This is a genomic window from Allobosea sp. 05T439 (assembly GCF_056396005.1).
In genome coordinates, this window is sequence record NZ_JBFTKP010000001.1 from 179,916 (window position 1) to 195,645 (window position 15,730).

The window sequence follows — 15,730 nt, forward strand, 5'->3', positions numbered from 1 at the left end:
ATCTTGTCGAAACAGGCCGAGTCACGCAGGTATCGCGGATATCGGGCAGAGCTATAGGGAATTGGACCATGCGTCGTCGCCACTGGGCGAGCTTTGCTTCTGCATCGGTCCTGGCCTTGGCCCTTGGTACCGGATATGCGCTTGCGCAGGCTACCCTTGAGCCTCAACTCGGCATCCCCCTGCCCGAGCAGCCGGCACTGCTGATACTGAATGGCGACAAGCCGCCCGAGAGCCTGACGCCGCCGGTCTTGCCGGAGGTTGTCGTCACGATCGAGACCGCCCCCAAGGCCGCGAACGCCGAGCCGGAGATGGTGACCGGCACGGTTGCCCCCTCGGCCCAGCCACAGGGCGGGCTTGCTCCGCTCGAGGTGCCCCCGACGCCTGCCACGACGCCCGGCGTCGACCTCGACGAGCCTGTGGTGCTCGACATCCCGGCCATCGATCTGCCGCCTTCCGACCCAGCGCTTGTCCCCGCCGCCAGGCCTGCGCCTCTGCGCTCCGCCGAACCCGTGATTGCGCCGCCGGACCTGCCCAAGGTCGTGGTCGAGCTTCCCGCCGGACCGGCGCTCGCCGCCGAAATCACCGAGCGCGCGCCGGAAGCGCTGGCATTGCCGCGCCTCGCGGAACGCGAGCGCAGCGAGATCCTCGCCGCCTATCAGGCTTTCGAGAACCGTCCCTTCTGGATCGACGGCAAGGGCTGGAGCGCGGCGGCCAAGCTGCTCGTGGCGCAGCTAAGCCGCGCCGGCGAGGATGGCCTGCGACCGACCGACTATCCGCTGCCCGTTTTCGAGGCCAGCGACAAGGGCAGCCTCGCCGAGGCCGATGTCCGGCTTTCCGCGCTCGCCGTGCTCTATGCCCGCGACGCGCGCGGCGCCCGCGTCGACCCGCGCCGGCTTTCCAAGCTGCTCACGCCGACACTGTATCTGCCCTCCGCCACCGAGGTTCTCTCCGAGATCGCGGCCGTTCCAGATCCGGGCAAGGTGCTGGCGGCCTACAACCCGCCGCATGAGGGCTATCGCCGCCTGAAGGCCAAGCTCGCCGAGCTGCGCCACCACCAGGACGATACGCCCATGGTGCGCATTCCCGCCGGCCCTCCGCTCAAGCTCGGCATGCGTGACGAGCGCGTACACCTGATCCGCGCCCGGCTCGGCCTCGGCCCGTCCGATGAGGCTGTGTTCGATCGCTCGACCGCCACTGCAGTCGCCGAGTTCCAGAAACAGGCTGGCCTGCGCGCCAACGGCATCCTCAGCGCCCAGACGATTGCGGCGCTCGGCACGCCGGCGACCAACCGCGCCCAGCAGGACATCGTCGCGCAGATGGAGCGCTGGCGCTGGCTGCCCGCCGATCTCGGCCAGACCCATATCATGGTCAATGTGCCGGAATTCCAGATGCGGGTAATCCGCGACGGCAAGGTGGTGCACCACGCCCGCACCATCGTCGGCAAACCTGAATCGGCGACGCCGATTTTCTCGCACCGGATGGACCATGTCGTGGTCAACCCATCCTGGTTTGTGCCGCCATCGATCCTGAAGAAGGAATTCCTGCCCGGCCTCGCCGCCGATCCGGACTATGCCGCCAAGCGCGGCTATGTCGTGACCCGCCGCGGCAACAACATCTCGGTGCGCCAGCCGCCGGGCGAGCGCAACGCGCTCGGCTGGATCAAGTTCATGTTCCCGAACGACCATGCCGTCTACCTGCATGACACGCCGAACCGCCGGCTCTTCGCGACGGAACGCCGGGCCTACAGCCATGGCTGCGTGCGCGTCGACAATCCTTTCCTGCTTGCCGACCAGGTGCTCGGCCCGGAATGGACGACAGAGCGTCTGAAGCGTCTGATCGGCTCCGGTGAGCGCACCATCCGGCTGCCGCAGCCGCTGCAGATCCACCTTGTCTACAACACTCATGTCGTCCAGCCGGACGGCAAGCTGGTGACCTTCGACGATATCTACGGCTTCCACCGCATGGTGCGGCAGGCTCTGGAGCAGCAGGGCTGAGATCGTGGCGAAATGTGGATCGGGCACCTTTTCGCCACGATCCACAGCTAGCCAGCTTCGGTGGAAAGAATCGTAGCGTGCAGGTTACCTGCTTGTTAACCTGCTGTTAACGCATCTCCGCAACTGTTCGTTGACGTTTGCCGAGCTCCTTGCCGGCGCATCGAGACGGGTCGAGTAGCTTGAGCAGATCCTCAGCCACCATGCCGAGACGGCTTCTGCTGCGCGTTACGCCGGGTTTCCGTGGCGGACTGACGATGGCCATTGCATTCGCGGCCCTCGTCTGCGGCATCCGCGGCACGCAGAACGCCGTCGCCAATGGCGACACGCGCACGATCTCCATCCGGCACATGCACACCAAGGAAGAGATCACCGTAACCTTCAAGCGTGACGGACGTTATGTCGCCGAAGGCCTGGAGAAGCTGAACTGGGCCCTGCGCGACTGGCGCATCGACGAACCGATCAAGATGGACCCGCGCCTGTTCGACGTCGCCTGGGAGGTTCAGCGCACCGTCGGCTCCGAGCAGCCCTTCCACGTCGTCTCAGCCTATCGCTCGCCCGGTACCAATTCGATGCTGCGCCGACGCTCGCGCGGCGTCGCCAAGCACAGCCAGCACACGCTCGGCAAGGCGATGGACTTCTACCTGCCGGATACCCCGACAGCCAGGATTCGCGAAGCCGGCATGCGGCTGCAACGCGGCGGCGTCGGCTTCTATCCGGGCGCGCATACGCCATTCGTCCATCTCGATGCCGGTTCGGTCCGCTCCTGGCCGCGCATGACGCGCGACCAGCTGGTGCGCCTCTTCCCGGACGAGAAGACCGTGCATCTGCCGGCCGATGGCCAGCCGCTTGCCGGATACGAGCTGGCCAAAGCCGATGTCCTGGCGCGCGGCGGTGCCGTGGCTGGTTATGCCGCCGCCGATCTCGATGAAGGCGCGGTGATTTCATCCGGTCGCAAGAGCCTGTGGGCCGCCCTCTTCGGCGGCGATGACGAGGAGGCGGATGCACGGCCACAGCGCGGGCGCGCCCCCGCGCCGAAGCCGCAGCCGGTCGTCATGGCCTATGCCCGCCAGAATTACGCCGACAGCAGCTCGGAGGATGGCGGCACGCGCTTCGGCGCATCGCTCGTCGCGGTCCCGGCTCCGGAGCCGGCTCCGCGCGTGACCCGCCCCATCCGTCAGGCCCCCGTCCCGGCCGAGCCGCCGGTTCAGGTCGCGGCGCTCGCACCAGCGCCCGCTCCCGAAGAGGTCAGGCCGAAGCTGATCGACGCGCCGCTTCCCATCGCACGCCCTGGCGGCCTCACTCCGCCGGCTGGGCAGCAGGGCGTTGTCCAGGTTGCTGCACTGCCGCAGCAAGGCGGAGCACTTGCCTTCGCACCTCAGCTTGCGCCCGGCGGCCGCCCCGGCGAGGAGCAGAAATTGATCTTGGCCTCGCTGCCGCCGCGCCGTCCCGGCGAAATGACGGCACTGGTCGAGACGGTCGTCGCCGGCAAGCCGATGGCCGCCCCGCTGCCGCCTTCGCGTCCGGTCGCCTTTGCGAACCTGGCCACGGCCTCGTTGCGCGGCAGCGATGCCGACCCGGTGCCGGCCGTCCAGCAGGAAGGCAGGCTGGTCACGATCACTCATCCGATGCCGCCGAGCCGGCCGCAACTCGGCAGCACCGTGATTGCCCGGACCGAGCGGAACAACGGTGGCAGCCCTGCACCCACGCCGATCGTTGCGCAATATGACGCCGACCGTTCGAACCTGGACTCGCTCTTCGCCGCCGTTAGCCGTCCCGCGCCCGAAGGTCGCAAGGTGACGGTTGCGACCGCACGCGCCAAGGCCGCCTCGGCCCCGCCACCCGGCTGGGTCCAGGGCCCCGGTCCGGCCGCCTCGCTCGGCTTCAGCCATGCCGATCCGAGCGACGCCAAGACCGGCAGCTTCAGCGGCCCTGCGGTGAAACCACTGCCGACGAACTTCGTCCAGAACTGAGCAGGCTGAACCGGGGGCTCACTCCCGGTCGATTGGCCAGGCCTTGAACACGGCCAGCTCCTCGCAGGCGCGCGCCTGAGCAGCAAGAGCCGGCCAGCGGCTCTCCTCGACATAGTCCGGGATCACGAAGCGGCAGAACCCCCAGGCGATGGCAGCTGCGATATCGGCAGGCTCGAGCTCCGGCCCCGAGCCCAGTTCACCGCGCTGGGCCGCCTGATCCAGCAGATCGAGCGCAGTGTGCAACTGCGTCACGATGCGCTCCTGCCAGGGTGCATAGCGCTGGGCTTCGGGACGCTTGCGCTCATATTCCACCGAGACGGCCTTGTCCGCCGCGACGATGCCAATGCCGGTCAGGCTGAGATCGCGGACCCGGGCAGTGTCTTCGATCGGTCGCAGGGAACGGCCGGCGACATCCTCGAAATGCTGGATGATCAGCAGCGACTCGCTGATTACCGTGCCATCCTCGCAAACCAGCGAGGGTGCCTTGATCAATGGATTGATCGCCCGGAACGCATCCATGTCGCGGAACACGGAGACCGAGCGATGCTCGAATTCGACCTCGAGCAAGGTTCCGGTAATGGCGGCGCGCCGCACATAGGGACTGTCCAGCATTCCAACGAGCAGCATCGCAATCTCCGTTTGTGAGCGCGTGCAGACTGGCCGCTCGTTCAGGGAATGCAACGCCAAATCATGTGATGCCGAAGATCACGCCAATTGATGTGCAGGCAGCCCGGCCTCCGACGCGACGGCATCATCGGAAACCGGCTCCGCGCCGAAGGACAATCCGCGCGCCTTCGCCGCCATCTGGCAGCGATCCCAGCTCGGCTCGCCTCCGAAATGCTCGACCAGGAGATCGATCAGAACGCGCACTTTGCCGGGAACATAGGCGCCTGGCGGGCGCACGACAAAGAGCCCCTGCTCCTTCATCGGATAGTCCAGCAACAAATGCTCGAGCGCGCCTCTACTGATCGCGTCCGTGAGCATGAAGGTCGGCAGCACGGCGAGCCCGAGCCCCGCCTCCGCCCATTCCGCCAGGGTTTCGCCACTGTCCGAGCGCATCCGGCCGGTCGGCCTGACCGAAACCCAGCGCTTGCTCATCCGAAAGGTCCAGTCTGTCGTCGCTGTACCGGTATAGATGAGGCAGTCGTGCTCGGTCAGGTCGAGCGGCGAGATCGGGCGGCCCCTGCGATCGAGATAGCCCGGGCTTGCGACCACGGCTCCGTAGACCGGCGCGATGCGCCGCGCGACCAGGCTGGAATCCTTGAGCGTGCCGATCCGGATCGCTGCATCGAAACGTTCGCCGATCAGATCGACATAGCGGTCGCTGGCCTCGACATCGAGCTCCAGCTTGGGGTGACGATGCGCCAGCTCGGCGAGGACCGGCGCGACATGGCGCACGCCGAAGGTCAGCGGCATCGACAGGCGCAGCCTCCCGGCAACGCCACCGGTCTGCTGCGCCACCGATTCACGCGCCTCCGCGAGATCCGCAAGGATGCGTTCGCCGCGCGCCTTGAACTCGATCCCGGCCTCCGTGGGGCTGATGCCGCGGGTCGTGCGGCTGAGCAGCCGGGTACCGAGATCGGCCTCGAGTCGAGCGATGCGACGGCTGACGATAGACTTCGACAGACCCAGCACCTTGCTCGCGCGCCCGAAGCCACCGGTCTCGACCACGGCGATGAAGCTGCGGATGTCATCGAGCTCCGACATGAGAGTGTTCCCCTGAGAGCAACAGTATGGTTCCCACTATGGGCGTTCTGGTGCGTGAAGTGAACCGCTATGTTGCACTGCATCGAGGCCATTCCCTCCGTTTCAGGATCGCAACCATGTCCAACCTTCTCGTTCTCAACAGCAGCGCCCTCGGCTCGGCTTCCGTTTCGAAGCAGCTCGTCCAGGATACCGTCACCCGACTCACCGCCCAGAACCCTGGCCTGAAGGTCGTCGAACGTGACATCGGCCTGGCCCCGGTTCCGCATCTGACCCTCGATTCCGCGACCGCCATTCGCGGCGGCGAGCCGGCCAATCCGGCTCAGGTAGAAGCCCGCACGCTGTCCGATGCGCTCGTAGAGGAACTGAAGGCGGCCGATATCATCGTGGTCGGCGCGCCGATGTACAATTTCGGCATCTCGTCGACGCTGAAGGCCTGGTTCGACTATGTGCTGCGCGCCGGCGTGACCTTCCGCTACACCGAGTCTGGCCCGGAAGGCCTGATGACCGGCAAGCGTGCGATCGTGGTCGAGAGCCGCGGCGGTCTCTACAGCAGCGGCCCCGCCCAGATCATGGACTCGCAGGAGCCGCATCTGCGCACCCTGTTCGGGTTCATGGGCATCACCGATGTCACGTTCATTCGCGTCGAGAAGCTCGCTTTCGGTCCCGAGGCACGCGAGCAGGCGATCAACGCCGCCCAGGCCGAACTGAAGCTGGTTGCCTGAGCCTGATATTTCGCCAGGACAGGGCCGGCGTCGGGAAACTGACGCCGGCCTTGTCTATGCAGGGTCAACTCCGCCACGCCGGGCGGACTGAGCAACTGCTGCGCCGAGCCGAGGGAATAAGACGCGTTCTCGCTCGTTTCTCTCGACATGAGCAGCGTCCTCCCCCCTCCTCCCGTCGTGATCGCGCCGGTGCAGCCGTCCCGACATGCCGGTGCGCCTCTGGCGCCGCCCGGCGCGCCCGGCACATTCATCCGTTTCGCCGCCATAGCCCTCGCGTCGGCTGCGGCATCGTCGATCTGGTTCGGGGCCCCACTGGCACCGGATGCCAGGATCGTGCTGATCGTCTTCTCCCTCGCCACCATCGGCTGGACGATGACGGCGATCGACGACACGCTGATMGCCCTTGCGGCCGCAGCGGCCCTGGTCGCAACCCGCACGGTGCCGACCGAACAGCTCTATCTCGCACTTGGCAGCGAGTTGATCTGGCTGTTGATCGGTTCCTTCGTGATCGCGGCCGCACTGCGCGCTTCCGGCCTCGCCGAACGCCTGGCCCTGTCGGCGCTGCAGCCCTTCTCGCGCGTATCCTCGCTCTTCTTCTCCGTGACCTTCGTCATCATTGCCACCGCCTTCCTCGTCCCCTCGACCTCCGGACGCGCCGCATTGCTGTTGCCGGTCTATCTGGCGCTGGCCGAGGCGATCGATGACCGCCGTATCAACCGGGCATTGGCGCTGCTGTTTCCCTCCGTCATCCTGCTATCGGCGGGCGGATCGCTGATCGGAGCCGGCGCGCATCTGATCGCGGTCGAGATGATGACAAGGGCAGGCCGCCCGGGGCTGGACTATCTCGACTGGATCGTCCTCGGCCTGCCCTTCGCGGTGCTGTGCAGCCTCGCCGCCACGATCGCCATTCTCACGCTGTTCCTGTCTCGCGCCGAGCGCAGCTGCTCGCTGGAGCGACGCTCGCCTGAGCGAACGCCTTTGACCCGACCACAAATCCATGTGCTCGCGGTCGCTGTCACAGTGATGATCGGCTGGAGCACGCAAAGCTGGCACGGCATCGACATCGCGATCGTGACATTGCTCGGCGCTGTCGCGGTCACTCTGCAACCGCTCGCTCCAGTCTCGATGAAACAGGCCGTGAAAGCGACGGAATGGCAGCTCATCCTGTTCCTCGCGGCGACGACACTGATGGGTGGCGCGCTGATCGAAACCGGGGCGGCGGGCGCGATCGTCAAGGGCCTGCTCGGCCTTCTGCCCGGTGAAGCGCTGACAACGCCATGGCTGCTGGTCGGGGTGATCTGTGCCATCGCGCTGCTCTCGCACCTGGTCATCACCTCACGCTCGGCCCGCGCCGCGGTGCTGATTCCGATGCTCGCCTTGCCGTTCGCGGCGCAGGGTTACGATCTCCGCGCGCTGGCTTTCGTCATCGTGATGGGAACCGGCTTCTGCCAGACCTTGCCGGTCAGCGCCAAGCCGGTTGCACTCTTTGCCGGGCTCGCCCGGCCGACCTATCAGCCGCGCGACCTCGTACTGCTATCGGCGGTATTGCTACCCCTGATCTTCGCCCTACTCATGGGCTTCGCGACCTACATCTGGCCACTGATGGGCCTGCCGCTGCTGCGTTGACCGGCCCTTCGCGGGCGGCCGCAGAAATTATTGAGCCGGCATGGAATAAGCGCGCACAGGCTTCGTTTGGCACAGGGAGGCACGAGCCTCCCTGTGTTCGAGGAGCCCAACATGACCCTCAAGATCCTGATCGCCCCCTCCGGTTTCAAGGAAAGCCTGGATGCGAGCGCTGTCGCAGCGGCCATCGCGCTAGGCGTGAAGACTGGCATGCCCGACGCTGACACCCTGCTTGCCCCCCTCGTCGATGGAGGAGAAGGTTTCACCAAGGCGCTCGTCGCCGCGACCGGAGGCCGTCTCCATCGCCTCACCGTGACGGGGCCGGTCGGCGAGCCGGTCGAGGCCTTCTTCGGCTTCCTCGGGCGTTCCGGACCAAGGACGGCTGTCGTCGAGATGGCCGCCGCTGCCGGGCTCGCACTTGTTCCTCGTGATCGGCGCAATCCGATGCTGACCACCAGCTACGGTGTCGGCGAACTGATCCGTGCCGCGCTCGACGCCGGCGCCGAGCGCATTCTGGTCGGCTGCGGCGACAGCGGCATCAATGACGGCGGCGCCGGAATGGCAGATGCCCTCGCGAGCGCCAGGTCTTCGCCCGCGCGAATCGCGGCGCACATATCGCCTTTGCGGCCCCTGGCGTGCGTATCCAGATGCCCGACAAGGCCTTGCGCCCGGGTCGGCTGCGCTCGGGAACCTCCTATGCCGCGCCACTGGTCGCCCTCGCCTTCTCTCAGCGCCGCTCCGCCGATCAGGGCGCGACACCGCAGATGCTCGTGGCGGCACTGTCCAGCGAGGCGACCGATCTCGGGGAGCCGGGCCGCGACCCTGTCTTTGGCTGGGGTCTGCTGGAATGCCGGCCGCAGCCCGCGCAGCCATAGGTCGATGCGCGATCTTGCCTGCTGATCCTGACGACAAGGATACGACTTTGGACATCGTCCAATCCCATATGACGGCCTCCACCGGAACGACGGCCGCGTCGGCAGGCACCGAGCCGCCCCTGTCGGCCTTCGCCAGCGAGCTTGTGGCCTTGCTGCCGAGACTGCGCCGGTTCACGCTCTCCCTGACCCGCTCGGCCAGCGAGGCCGACGATCTCGCCCAGGCAACTTGCGAGCGGGCCCTCAAGGCACAGGCGCTCTGGCAACCCGGTACCCGGCTCGATGCCTGGCTGTTCAGGATTGCACGCAACCTCTGGATCGACTCGCTCCGCAAGCGCCGTAGCGAAGGACAAAGCGAGGCTCTCGAGGACCATCTCGATCTCGCCGGGGAAGACGGCCGGCATGTCGGCGACGTCGCCTTGACCGTCGATTCCGTTCAACAGGCGCTGGGAGCCATGCCGTCCGACCATCGCGAACTGCTGATGATGGTCTGTGTCGACGGAAAGAGCTACCGCGAAGCCTCGCAGCAGCTCTCGATCCCGCTCGGCACGGTCATGAGCCGGCTCTCGCGAGCCCGCCAGGGCCTCGCGGCGAAACTTGGAATGGACAAGACATCATGACGAGCGCGGTTTCGGACGAAATGTTGCTGGCCCTGGCCGACGGCGAACTCGAGAAGGCCACGGCCGATGCGCTGCATGCGCGGGTCATGGCCGAGCCAGAACTCGCCGAGCGCTTTGCCCTGTTCGTGGAAAGCCGGGCGCTGCTGGAGGACGCCGGCAGCTCCGATCAGGCCGTGCCGCCGCACCTGCTCGCAGCGATTCGCGCCGCCGACGGAGCCAGGCCAGGTCGGCATGGCCTGGCAGTGATCGAGGGCGGCGCCACACTCGCAGCGCCCGCCCCGGCCGTCTCCCCGCGCTCCCTCCCGCGCCGCCCGGGCTGGCAACTGCCTCTGGCAGCCTGCTTTGCGCTGCTTATCGGCGGGATCGCCGGTTACCGGATCGGCTCGGAAACGCCTAGCAACCCAGATCCTAGCGGCGTCGCCCTGTTCCAATCGGCCCGCGCGGCTCTCGACACGGCGCTCGGCAGCTCGGCAAGTGGCAGCAGCACATCATGGCCGCACGGCGCTGCCGGCGGCAGCATCACGCTGGTCTCGTCACATCGACTGGGAGACGGCACGCTCTGCCGCGAATATACGCTCGCCAGCGCCGCGCAGGGAGCAGATCGCTGGAAGGGCATCGATTGCCGCGTCGAGGGCCGCTGGCGCACCGAGCTTGTCATTGCCCCCCCCTCGTCGGAGGGTGGGTATCGCCCTGCCAGCGGAGACAGCGCAGCGGACGCTTTCCTGCAGGACCGCAATGCGGAAGGCCCCCTCGCCCCGGCTGCGGAAGCAGAACTCCTGAACGCACTGGCTCGACCGAAACGCTGATCCTGCCTACGCTTTGCCCCCCGAAAGGCCATAATGCCTGCCCTTTGGTGGTAGCTCGCTGTCGTCCCGACCATGGGAGAATGGAATGGCACCCTTGCTCGACATCGACGGCTATCTCGCCGTTCAGGCGCTTGAGGTGGCTCCCGGCTGGACCCAACCCAGCTATGTCGGCTGGGCCGCGCCGGAGCGCCTGCTACGTGGCCATCGCATCAAATAGAACAACCCGCGCAAGCGCTGCTGCGAGCAGTCGCCCTTGCGCGCCGGAATGGCCATTCGCGTGCATGTGATCAGCGTTAGAACATGGTTTGCCCTCTGGAAAGTGGCTCCCTTTGAAATAGGCCTTTGAACCGAGGATGCCGGCCATGCCATGGAAGAAGCACGTGTCCCAAAGGGCGCTGTCCGGCTGGCCAGGGCGACTTGCCGACTATCCGCAGGCAAACCGCCCCGCTTCGATTGGAAAGCGAACAGCCGTTCACAATCGGGGCTTCGGCAGGTTGCAGCGCGTCAGTCGCTGTTGGATCGTCCGCTCCATGATGTAGCACGGCCTCGTTGACGTTCGGATGGCCAGGGAAGACCAAGGACCGATGGATACGACACCCCGCGAGCGGCTCGTCATCGTCGAAGATGACCCCGTCACCCGCGCGGTCATCGCGGGATATTTCATCGACCAGGGGTTTCACGTCCAGGAGGCGGAGACCATCGCCCAGGCCAGGCGGACGATCCAGCGCTTCAAGCCGGAACTGATCTTCATCGACGTCGTCTTGCCTGATGGAGACGGGTTCGAGCTGGCAAAGGAGCTTCAATCGGTTTCCGACGCCGGAATCATCTTCGTGACGCGTCGCGATGCCGACATCGATCGGATCGTCGGCCTCGAGCTTGCCGGTGACCACTATGTCAACAAGCCCGTCGACCTGCGTGACCTTCTCGCCAGAACCCGCTCCCTGCTGCGGCGCCGCAAGATCGAGCGGGACATGGCCCGGCGCAGCACCACGGCCACCTTTGGCCCCTTCATCATGGATTTTCTGCGGCGTGAGCTCGCGACGATCAATGGCGACCCCATTCGCCTGACGCGAGGCGAGTTCGACTTGCTTGCAGCTCTCGTCGAAAGCGATGGCCGCCCCTTGAGTCGCGACTATCTGATCGAGGTCGTCAGCAATCGCTATACCGATGTCGACGCGCGAAGTGTGGATGCCTTGGTCGCGCGTCTGCGGAGGAAGCTGGGACATGGTGGAAAGCCGGGCATGATCGCGACCGTCAGCGGGATCGGCTACAAGCTCGGCGTGCCAGTCGAACGCAACACCTGACGGGCCGCTCCGGCTGCCGACCTGTCCCCGAACCCGTCCAGGGTCTCCAGCGCCTCGCTACGGTCGCGGTCGAGCGCTTCGATGGCGAGGATAAGCTCCTCGCGATCGGCGACCATTGCGTCGCGCTCCAGCGCACTGGCTTGTGCGAAGACACGCCCGAGGCCGACGGCCCCGGCGGAACTCGCGAGCTGGTGAGCCAATCGGCTAAGTTCGGCCCGGTCGACAGCCCGGAGCGCCGCCCGCATCCCCTTCAGGATTTTCTCGGATACGGTCGCGAAGAGCGCCACGAGTTGCCGCGTGCGCTCGCTTCCGATCAGTCGACTCTGGGTCTGGAAGAAGCTTGCGTCGACCGGCTGGTCCACTGAGAGGGACACGACCGGACCTTGGCCGCTGCGACTGCTCCCGCGCCCTATGACCTGTAGCAGCGCTACAGAAGTAATGGGCTTGGACAGGATCGCCGTCAGCCCGGCTGCTCGCATCCGCCGCATCGTCTCCGGGGAGACATCGGCCGTCAGCGCGACGATCCGGGGTTGCGTGATGTTCGGCAGCTCGCGGACCGCAAGCGCGGTTTCGATTCCGTCGATTCCGCTCATGTGCATATCGAGCAGGACAATGTCGAAGGCGCGATTACGCAGCGTTGCCAGGGCAGCTTCGCCCGAGGCCACGGCCTGCACTTTGTGGCCGGCCTTCCCGACCATGACCCGGGCGACCTCTCGCGTCACAGGATCATCGTCGACCACGAGCACGCGTTGCAGCTGCGCCGTCGCCATAGGCCCGGACCGCGCGGCGGCCTTGGCCGCAACCATCGGCAAACGGACAATGAAGGTGCTGCCTTGCCCGCGACCGCTGACGACGGAAATCGTGCCGCCCATCAGTTCGCTCAGCTTGCTGCAAATCGCCAACCCGAGCCCGACCCCGCCATTGCGCCGGCCCGTGTCCGGGTCGACCTGCACAAAGTCGTGGAAGATGTGGCGTTGCATCGCCGGCTCGATGCCTATGCCGGTATCGCGGACCGTGAGCGTCAATTCTGAATTTTCCGCAGATGGACAAGGCTGGAGCTCAGCGCCGAATTCGATTCCGCCACGCTCCGTGAAACTGATCGCATTGCGCAAGAGATTGATCAGAATCCGGTGGATCTTGCCGGGATCGCCGTGCAACTGCAGGCCGCCGGCTGGGGGCAGACGCAGTGTCAGGACAAGTCCCTTCTGCTCGGCGAGGGGGCGCATCAGCGCCGCGGCGGCGTTCAGGAGCGCGCCCAACTCGAAATTGCGCAGATCCAGGCTTTCGGTTCCTGCCTCCAGCCGGGACAGGTCAAGCGTCGCATTGGCCAGATCGACCAGGGCCTCGCCCGAGGTCGCCGCCATGGCGACGAGGCGGCGATCGCGTTGGCTCAGGCGACCACGGTCGAGAAGCTCCAGAACCCCGAGTACGCCCGAGAGCGGCGTGCGGATATCGTGGCCGACAACCGCCAGAAACCGGGACTTTGCCCGCGTCGCCTCTTCTGCCGCCCGTTGTCCGGCCGAAGCAAGCTCGAGAGCGGCCTCCAGGGCCGCTGTACGCTCCGTGACCTTGTCCTCCAGAACCGCGCGGCTTTCCTCGAGGCGCTGAGCCATCAGGTTGAACTGCTCGCCGAGCTGCTGCAATTCATCGCCGGTGTTGATGCTGATCCGCTCGTCCAATTCGCCTCGGCCAATCCGCGCGGCGCCGTCGCCGAGGGCCTTGATCGGGGCGACAAGTTTCCGGCTCAAGATGATGCCGGCCAGCACGGCAGCGGACAGTGCGAGGACCAGAAGCACCAGCGAGCGCAGGAGCGACGCCTTGATCGATGCGAAAGCTTCACTCTCTGGCAGGTCGATCACCACCTTCCAGTCGAGGTCCGGGACCGAAGCCATCACGGACAGCACTTTCCGGCCTTCGATATCCGTCATCGAAAGTCCTGCACCGGTCACTCCGGCCGCCTCATGCGCACTCACCAGGCTGGCAAGATTGGTGTTCCTTAGTACGAAGCGCAGATCGGGATGCGCGATCAACCGCCCGGAACCCGTGACGATATACGCGCGACCGGTCTCACCGACCTTCAGCCGGGACACCAGATCACGGATGAAGACGAGGTTGACGGTCGCCTGTGCAACCCAGTGCGGAGATGCCGCTCGCTTGAGCAGCATCATATAGGGTTCCGAGCCGCGCCGGAATTGGACATCGCTGTAATAGCTGCCCTGCGCCAGGGCGGCCTGGAAACCCTGATCAGTCGACCAGTTGACGTCGCCACCGGTTTGGTCGCGGCTGACGCGCGAAAGCGAGAGTTGCTCGCGTCCCGCCGGATCGATCTGGCGTAATTCGAGAATGGCCGGAACCTGCCGCAGCAGCCGCAGGCCGTCGAGGCGGCGTTCCTCGGGTGGAGTGTTGCTCGCGCCGCTTTGGGAGATCCAGTCCAGGTGTTGCATGATCTCCGCCACGAAGGCGCCGATCCGCTGCGCTGCGGCCTGGGCCTGCTCCTGCTGAACGCGCACCACCAGCGCCCTCTGATCCGAGAAGGCGAAGAACGTTGCAATTGCCGTATTGAGCCCAAGCGCGAGGCAGATCGCGACGCCGACGAAAACCGCATATTTGCGGGTGAGAGCACCTCGCGGCCGAGAAGTCTCGCCCTGCGTCACGAAACGATCCGTGTCGCGCGAATCCGGAGCGAAAGCGGCACGCTCAATCCCAGAGATGCGGCGGCCATTTCGTTGATGACCAGTTCGAAGCTGCGCGAGAACTGCACCGGCAACTCGGCGACATTCGCACCACGCAAGATAAGGTCGCTATAGGATGCGATGAGGTCGCTCGCCTCGTCCCGCCCCCCCGTATACGACATCAGCCCGCCCTGGCGCGTGAAGGTGTCGAACGGATAGATGGCAGGAAGGCGATGCCGGGCGCTGGCCTTGGCACATTGCGCCGCGTGGCGGAACGTGAAGCTGTCGGGCAGGAACACCAGCCCGCCATCGCTGCCCTGTCCTGCGAAGTCCGCGATCGCACCCTCGATGCCGTTCGGGTCCATCACTGCCACCGGGCCAAGAGACAACCGAGCATAGGCAGCCGCCGCCCTCAGGCGCGCGAGATAGGTTTCACCTGCTGCAGGGGTCGTGCGCGGATTGAATACCACGCCGACCCTGCGTGTCTCGGGCGCAATCTCGGTCAACAATTCCAGCCATTTATCCGCCATGACCGGGTCGTTGTTGCTGAACCCCGTGGCATTACCCTCCGGCCGCTCCAGAGAACGCACGAAGCCGCTCCCGACCGGATCAGAGGCCGTGCCGAACAGCACCGGCATCGTCCGGGTCAAGGCGAGGACAGCAGCGGTTTCGGCACTGGAGCTGACGATGATGATATCGGGATTGTCCCGGACCAGCTCCGCCGCCGCTCGCGCAAGATCGGCTTCGCTCGAGCCCGAGAATCGCGTGCCCAAGCGCAGGTTCTGGCCCTCGATCCAGCCTCGCTCGGCAAGGCGTTGTCGGATTTCCTGCAACCTCGCCTGGACGATCGGGGCGTCCAGCGGGAGGCTGATCATGACCGCGATATGCTTGAGGCGTTCGGTCGCGCGCACCGGCTGCGCAAACGCAGTGACTCCGCACGACGCCAAACCGGCCAGAAAGGAACGACGACGCATGCGGGCAAGTCGGGGCAATGTGGAGGGCAAGGGCAGCTTCGCACGCAGCGCCGAAAGCGTCGAGAGCGAGTTCCACCACTTTCAACGAGGAGTGCACGCGTCAGGAGTGCGCACGTCTTGGCGCCAGAGCCGGAAGGCGAAGCGCTCTCGCGTGGAAGCGCGAAAGAGCGTGACAGCCATTGTGTCCGACCGCCCGCGCATCGAAGACCACGGCATGGTCGCCCAGCCGCGCCCCGCGAAGCGCGTGGGGTCCGATACGTCATTGCGCACATCGCCGCCGGCCCAAGAACCAAGCCTCTGACGCCCGACCTTCGGCATCCCTCGCCGCTTCGATAGAATTGGCGCCCGCGATATCCAAGATCAGTCGAGCGAGAAACACAGACACTCGGCTTCGCGCAATAGAGGTAATCTTAACGKAACTCGCCGAATGATCCGGCAATGGTCGACCATGGCCGCAATTTTCGCC

At 66.0% G+C, this 15,730-nt stretch carries 13 protein-coding genes and 1 pseudogene; 10 read left to right on the plus strand and 4 right to left on the minus strand.

Annotated features, from left to right (window positions below):
• The first annotated feature begins 68 nt into the window (after window positions 1-68).
• Together AC1DIO_RS00785 and AC1DIO_RS00790 are read left to right on the plus strand one after the other, a co-directional pair.
• Window positions 69-1,994 carry a L,D-transpeptidase family protein gene (locus tag AC1DIO_RS00785; RefSeq protein ID WP_441504363.1) on the plus strand — a complete coding sequence of 642 codons (1,926 nt, stop codon included), beginning with the start codon at window positions 69-71 and terminating at the stop codon, window positions 1,992-1,994.
• A gap of 200 nt (window positions 1,995-2,194) precedes the next feature.
• Window positions 2,195-3,964, plus strand: a complete 1,770-nt coding sequence (locus AC1DIO_RS00790) for a peptidoglycan L,D-endopeptidase MepK (RefSeq protein WP_441504362.1) — start codon at window positions 2,195-2,197, stop codon at window positions 3,962-3,964.
• A gap of 18 nt (window positions 3,965-3,982) precedes the next feature.
• Here AC1DIO_RS00790 and AC1DIO_RS00795 read toward each other — a convergent pair whose 3' ends face one another.
• The gene (locus tag AC1DIO_RS00795) at window positions 3,983-4,591 is read right to left on the minus strand and encodes a glutathione S-transferase family protein (protein WP_476853010.1); all 609 of its coding nucleotides are present in this window, start codon (window positions 4,589-4,591) and stop codon (window positions 3,983-3,985) included.
• A 78-nt stretch (window positions 4,592-4,669) separates the two neighbouring features.
• Window positions 4,670-5,671 carry a LysR family transcriptional regulator gene (locus AC1DIO_RS00800; protein WP_441487938.1) on the minus strand — a complete coding sequence of 334 codons (1,002 nt, stop codon included), beginning with the start codon at window positions 5,669-5,671 and terminating at the stop codon, window positions 4,670-4,672.
• A gap of 116 nt (window positions 5,672-5,787) precedes the next feature.
• On the opposite strand from AC1DIO_RS00800, the gene AC1DIO_RS00805 reads away from it, so the two are divergent.
• The 8 genes and pseudogenes from AC1DIO_RS00805 (at window position 5,788) to AC1DIO_RS00840 (ending at window position 11,618) form a co-directional block, all read left to right on the plus strand.
• Window positions 5,788-6,393, plus strand: coding sequence for an FMN-dependent NADH-azoreductase (locus AC1DIO_RS00805; protein WP_441504361.1), 606 nt, complete (start codon window positions 5,788-5,790; stop codon window positions 6,391-6,393).
• A 147-nt stretch (window positions 6,394-6,540) separates the two neighbouring features.
• A complete protein-coding gene (locus AC1DIO_RS00810) occupies window positions 6,541-8,019 on the plus strand; it encodes an SLC13 family permease (RefSeq protein ID WP_441504360.1) in 1,479 nt (492 codons plus the stop codon).
• 111 nt (window positions 8,020-8,130) lie between these two features.
• A pseudogene (locus AC1DIO_RS00815) lies at window positions 8,131-8,532 on the plus strand (glycerate kinase); the annotation flags it as partial.
• 119 nt (window positions 8,533-8,651) lie between these two features.
• Window positions 8,652-8,891, plus strand: coding sequence for a S8 family serine peptidase (locus AC1DIO_RS00820; RefSeq protein WP_476853011.1), 240 nt, complete (start codon window positions 8,652-8,654; stop codon window positions 8,889-8,891).
• A gap of 47 nt (window positions 8,892-8,938) precedes the next feature.
• Entirely contained in the window at window positions 8,939-9,508 is a 570-nt protein-coding gene (locus tag AC1DIO_RS00825; protein WP_476853012.1) for an RNA polymerase sigma factor, read from the plus strand.
• Window positions 9,505-10,314 (plus strand): anti-sigma factor family protein, encoded by an 810-nt coding sequence (locus AC1DIO_RS00830; RefSeq protein WP_476853013.1) that lies wholly within the window; start codon window positions 9,505-9,507, stop codon window positions 10,312-10,314. The genes AC1DIO_RS00825 and AC1DIO_RS00830 overlap by 4 nt, the downstream gene beginning before the upstream one ends.
• An 85-nt stretch (window positions 10,315-10,399) precedes the next feature.
• Window positions 10,400-10,531 (plus strand): hypothetical protein, encoded by a 132-nt coding sequence (locus AC1DIO_RS00835; RefSeq protein WP_441504355.1) that lies wholly within the window; start codon window positions 10,400-10,402, stop codon window positions 10,529-10,531.
• A gap of 367 nt (window positions 10,532-10,898) precedes the next feature.
• Window positions 10,899-11,618: a response regulator gene (locus AC1DIO_RS00840; RefSeq protein ID WP_441504354.1), complete on the plus strand. Its 720-nt coding sequence runs from the start codon at window positions 10,899-10,901 to the stop codon at window positions 11,616-11,618.
• On the opposite strand, the gene AC1DIO_RS00845 is transcribed toward AC1DIO_RS00840, so the two are convergent.
• Window positions 11,582-14,272 (minus strand): ATP-binding protein, encoded by a 2,691-nt coding sequence (locus tag AC1DIO_RS00845; RefSeq protein ID WP_441504353.1) that lies wholly within the window; start codon window positions 14,270-14,272, stop codon window positions 11,582-11,584. The two genes, AC1DIO_RS00840 and AC1DIO_RS00845, sit on opposite strands and share 37 nt — an antisense overlap.
• The gene (locus AC1DIO_RS00850) at window positions 14,269-15,165 is read right to left on the minus strand and encodes an ABC transporter substrate-binding protein (RefSeq protein WP_441504352.1); all 897 of its coding nucleotides are present in this window, start codon (window positions 15,163-15,165) and stop codon (window positions 14,269-14,271) included. The genes AC1DIO_RS00845 and AC1DIO_RS00850 overlap by 4 nt, the downstream gene beginning before the upstream one ends.
• Window positions 15,166-15,730: the final 565 nt, after the last annotated feature.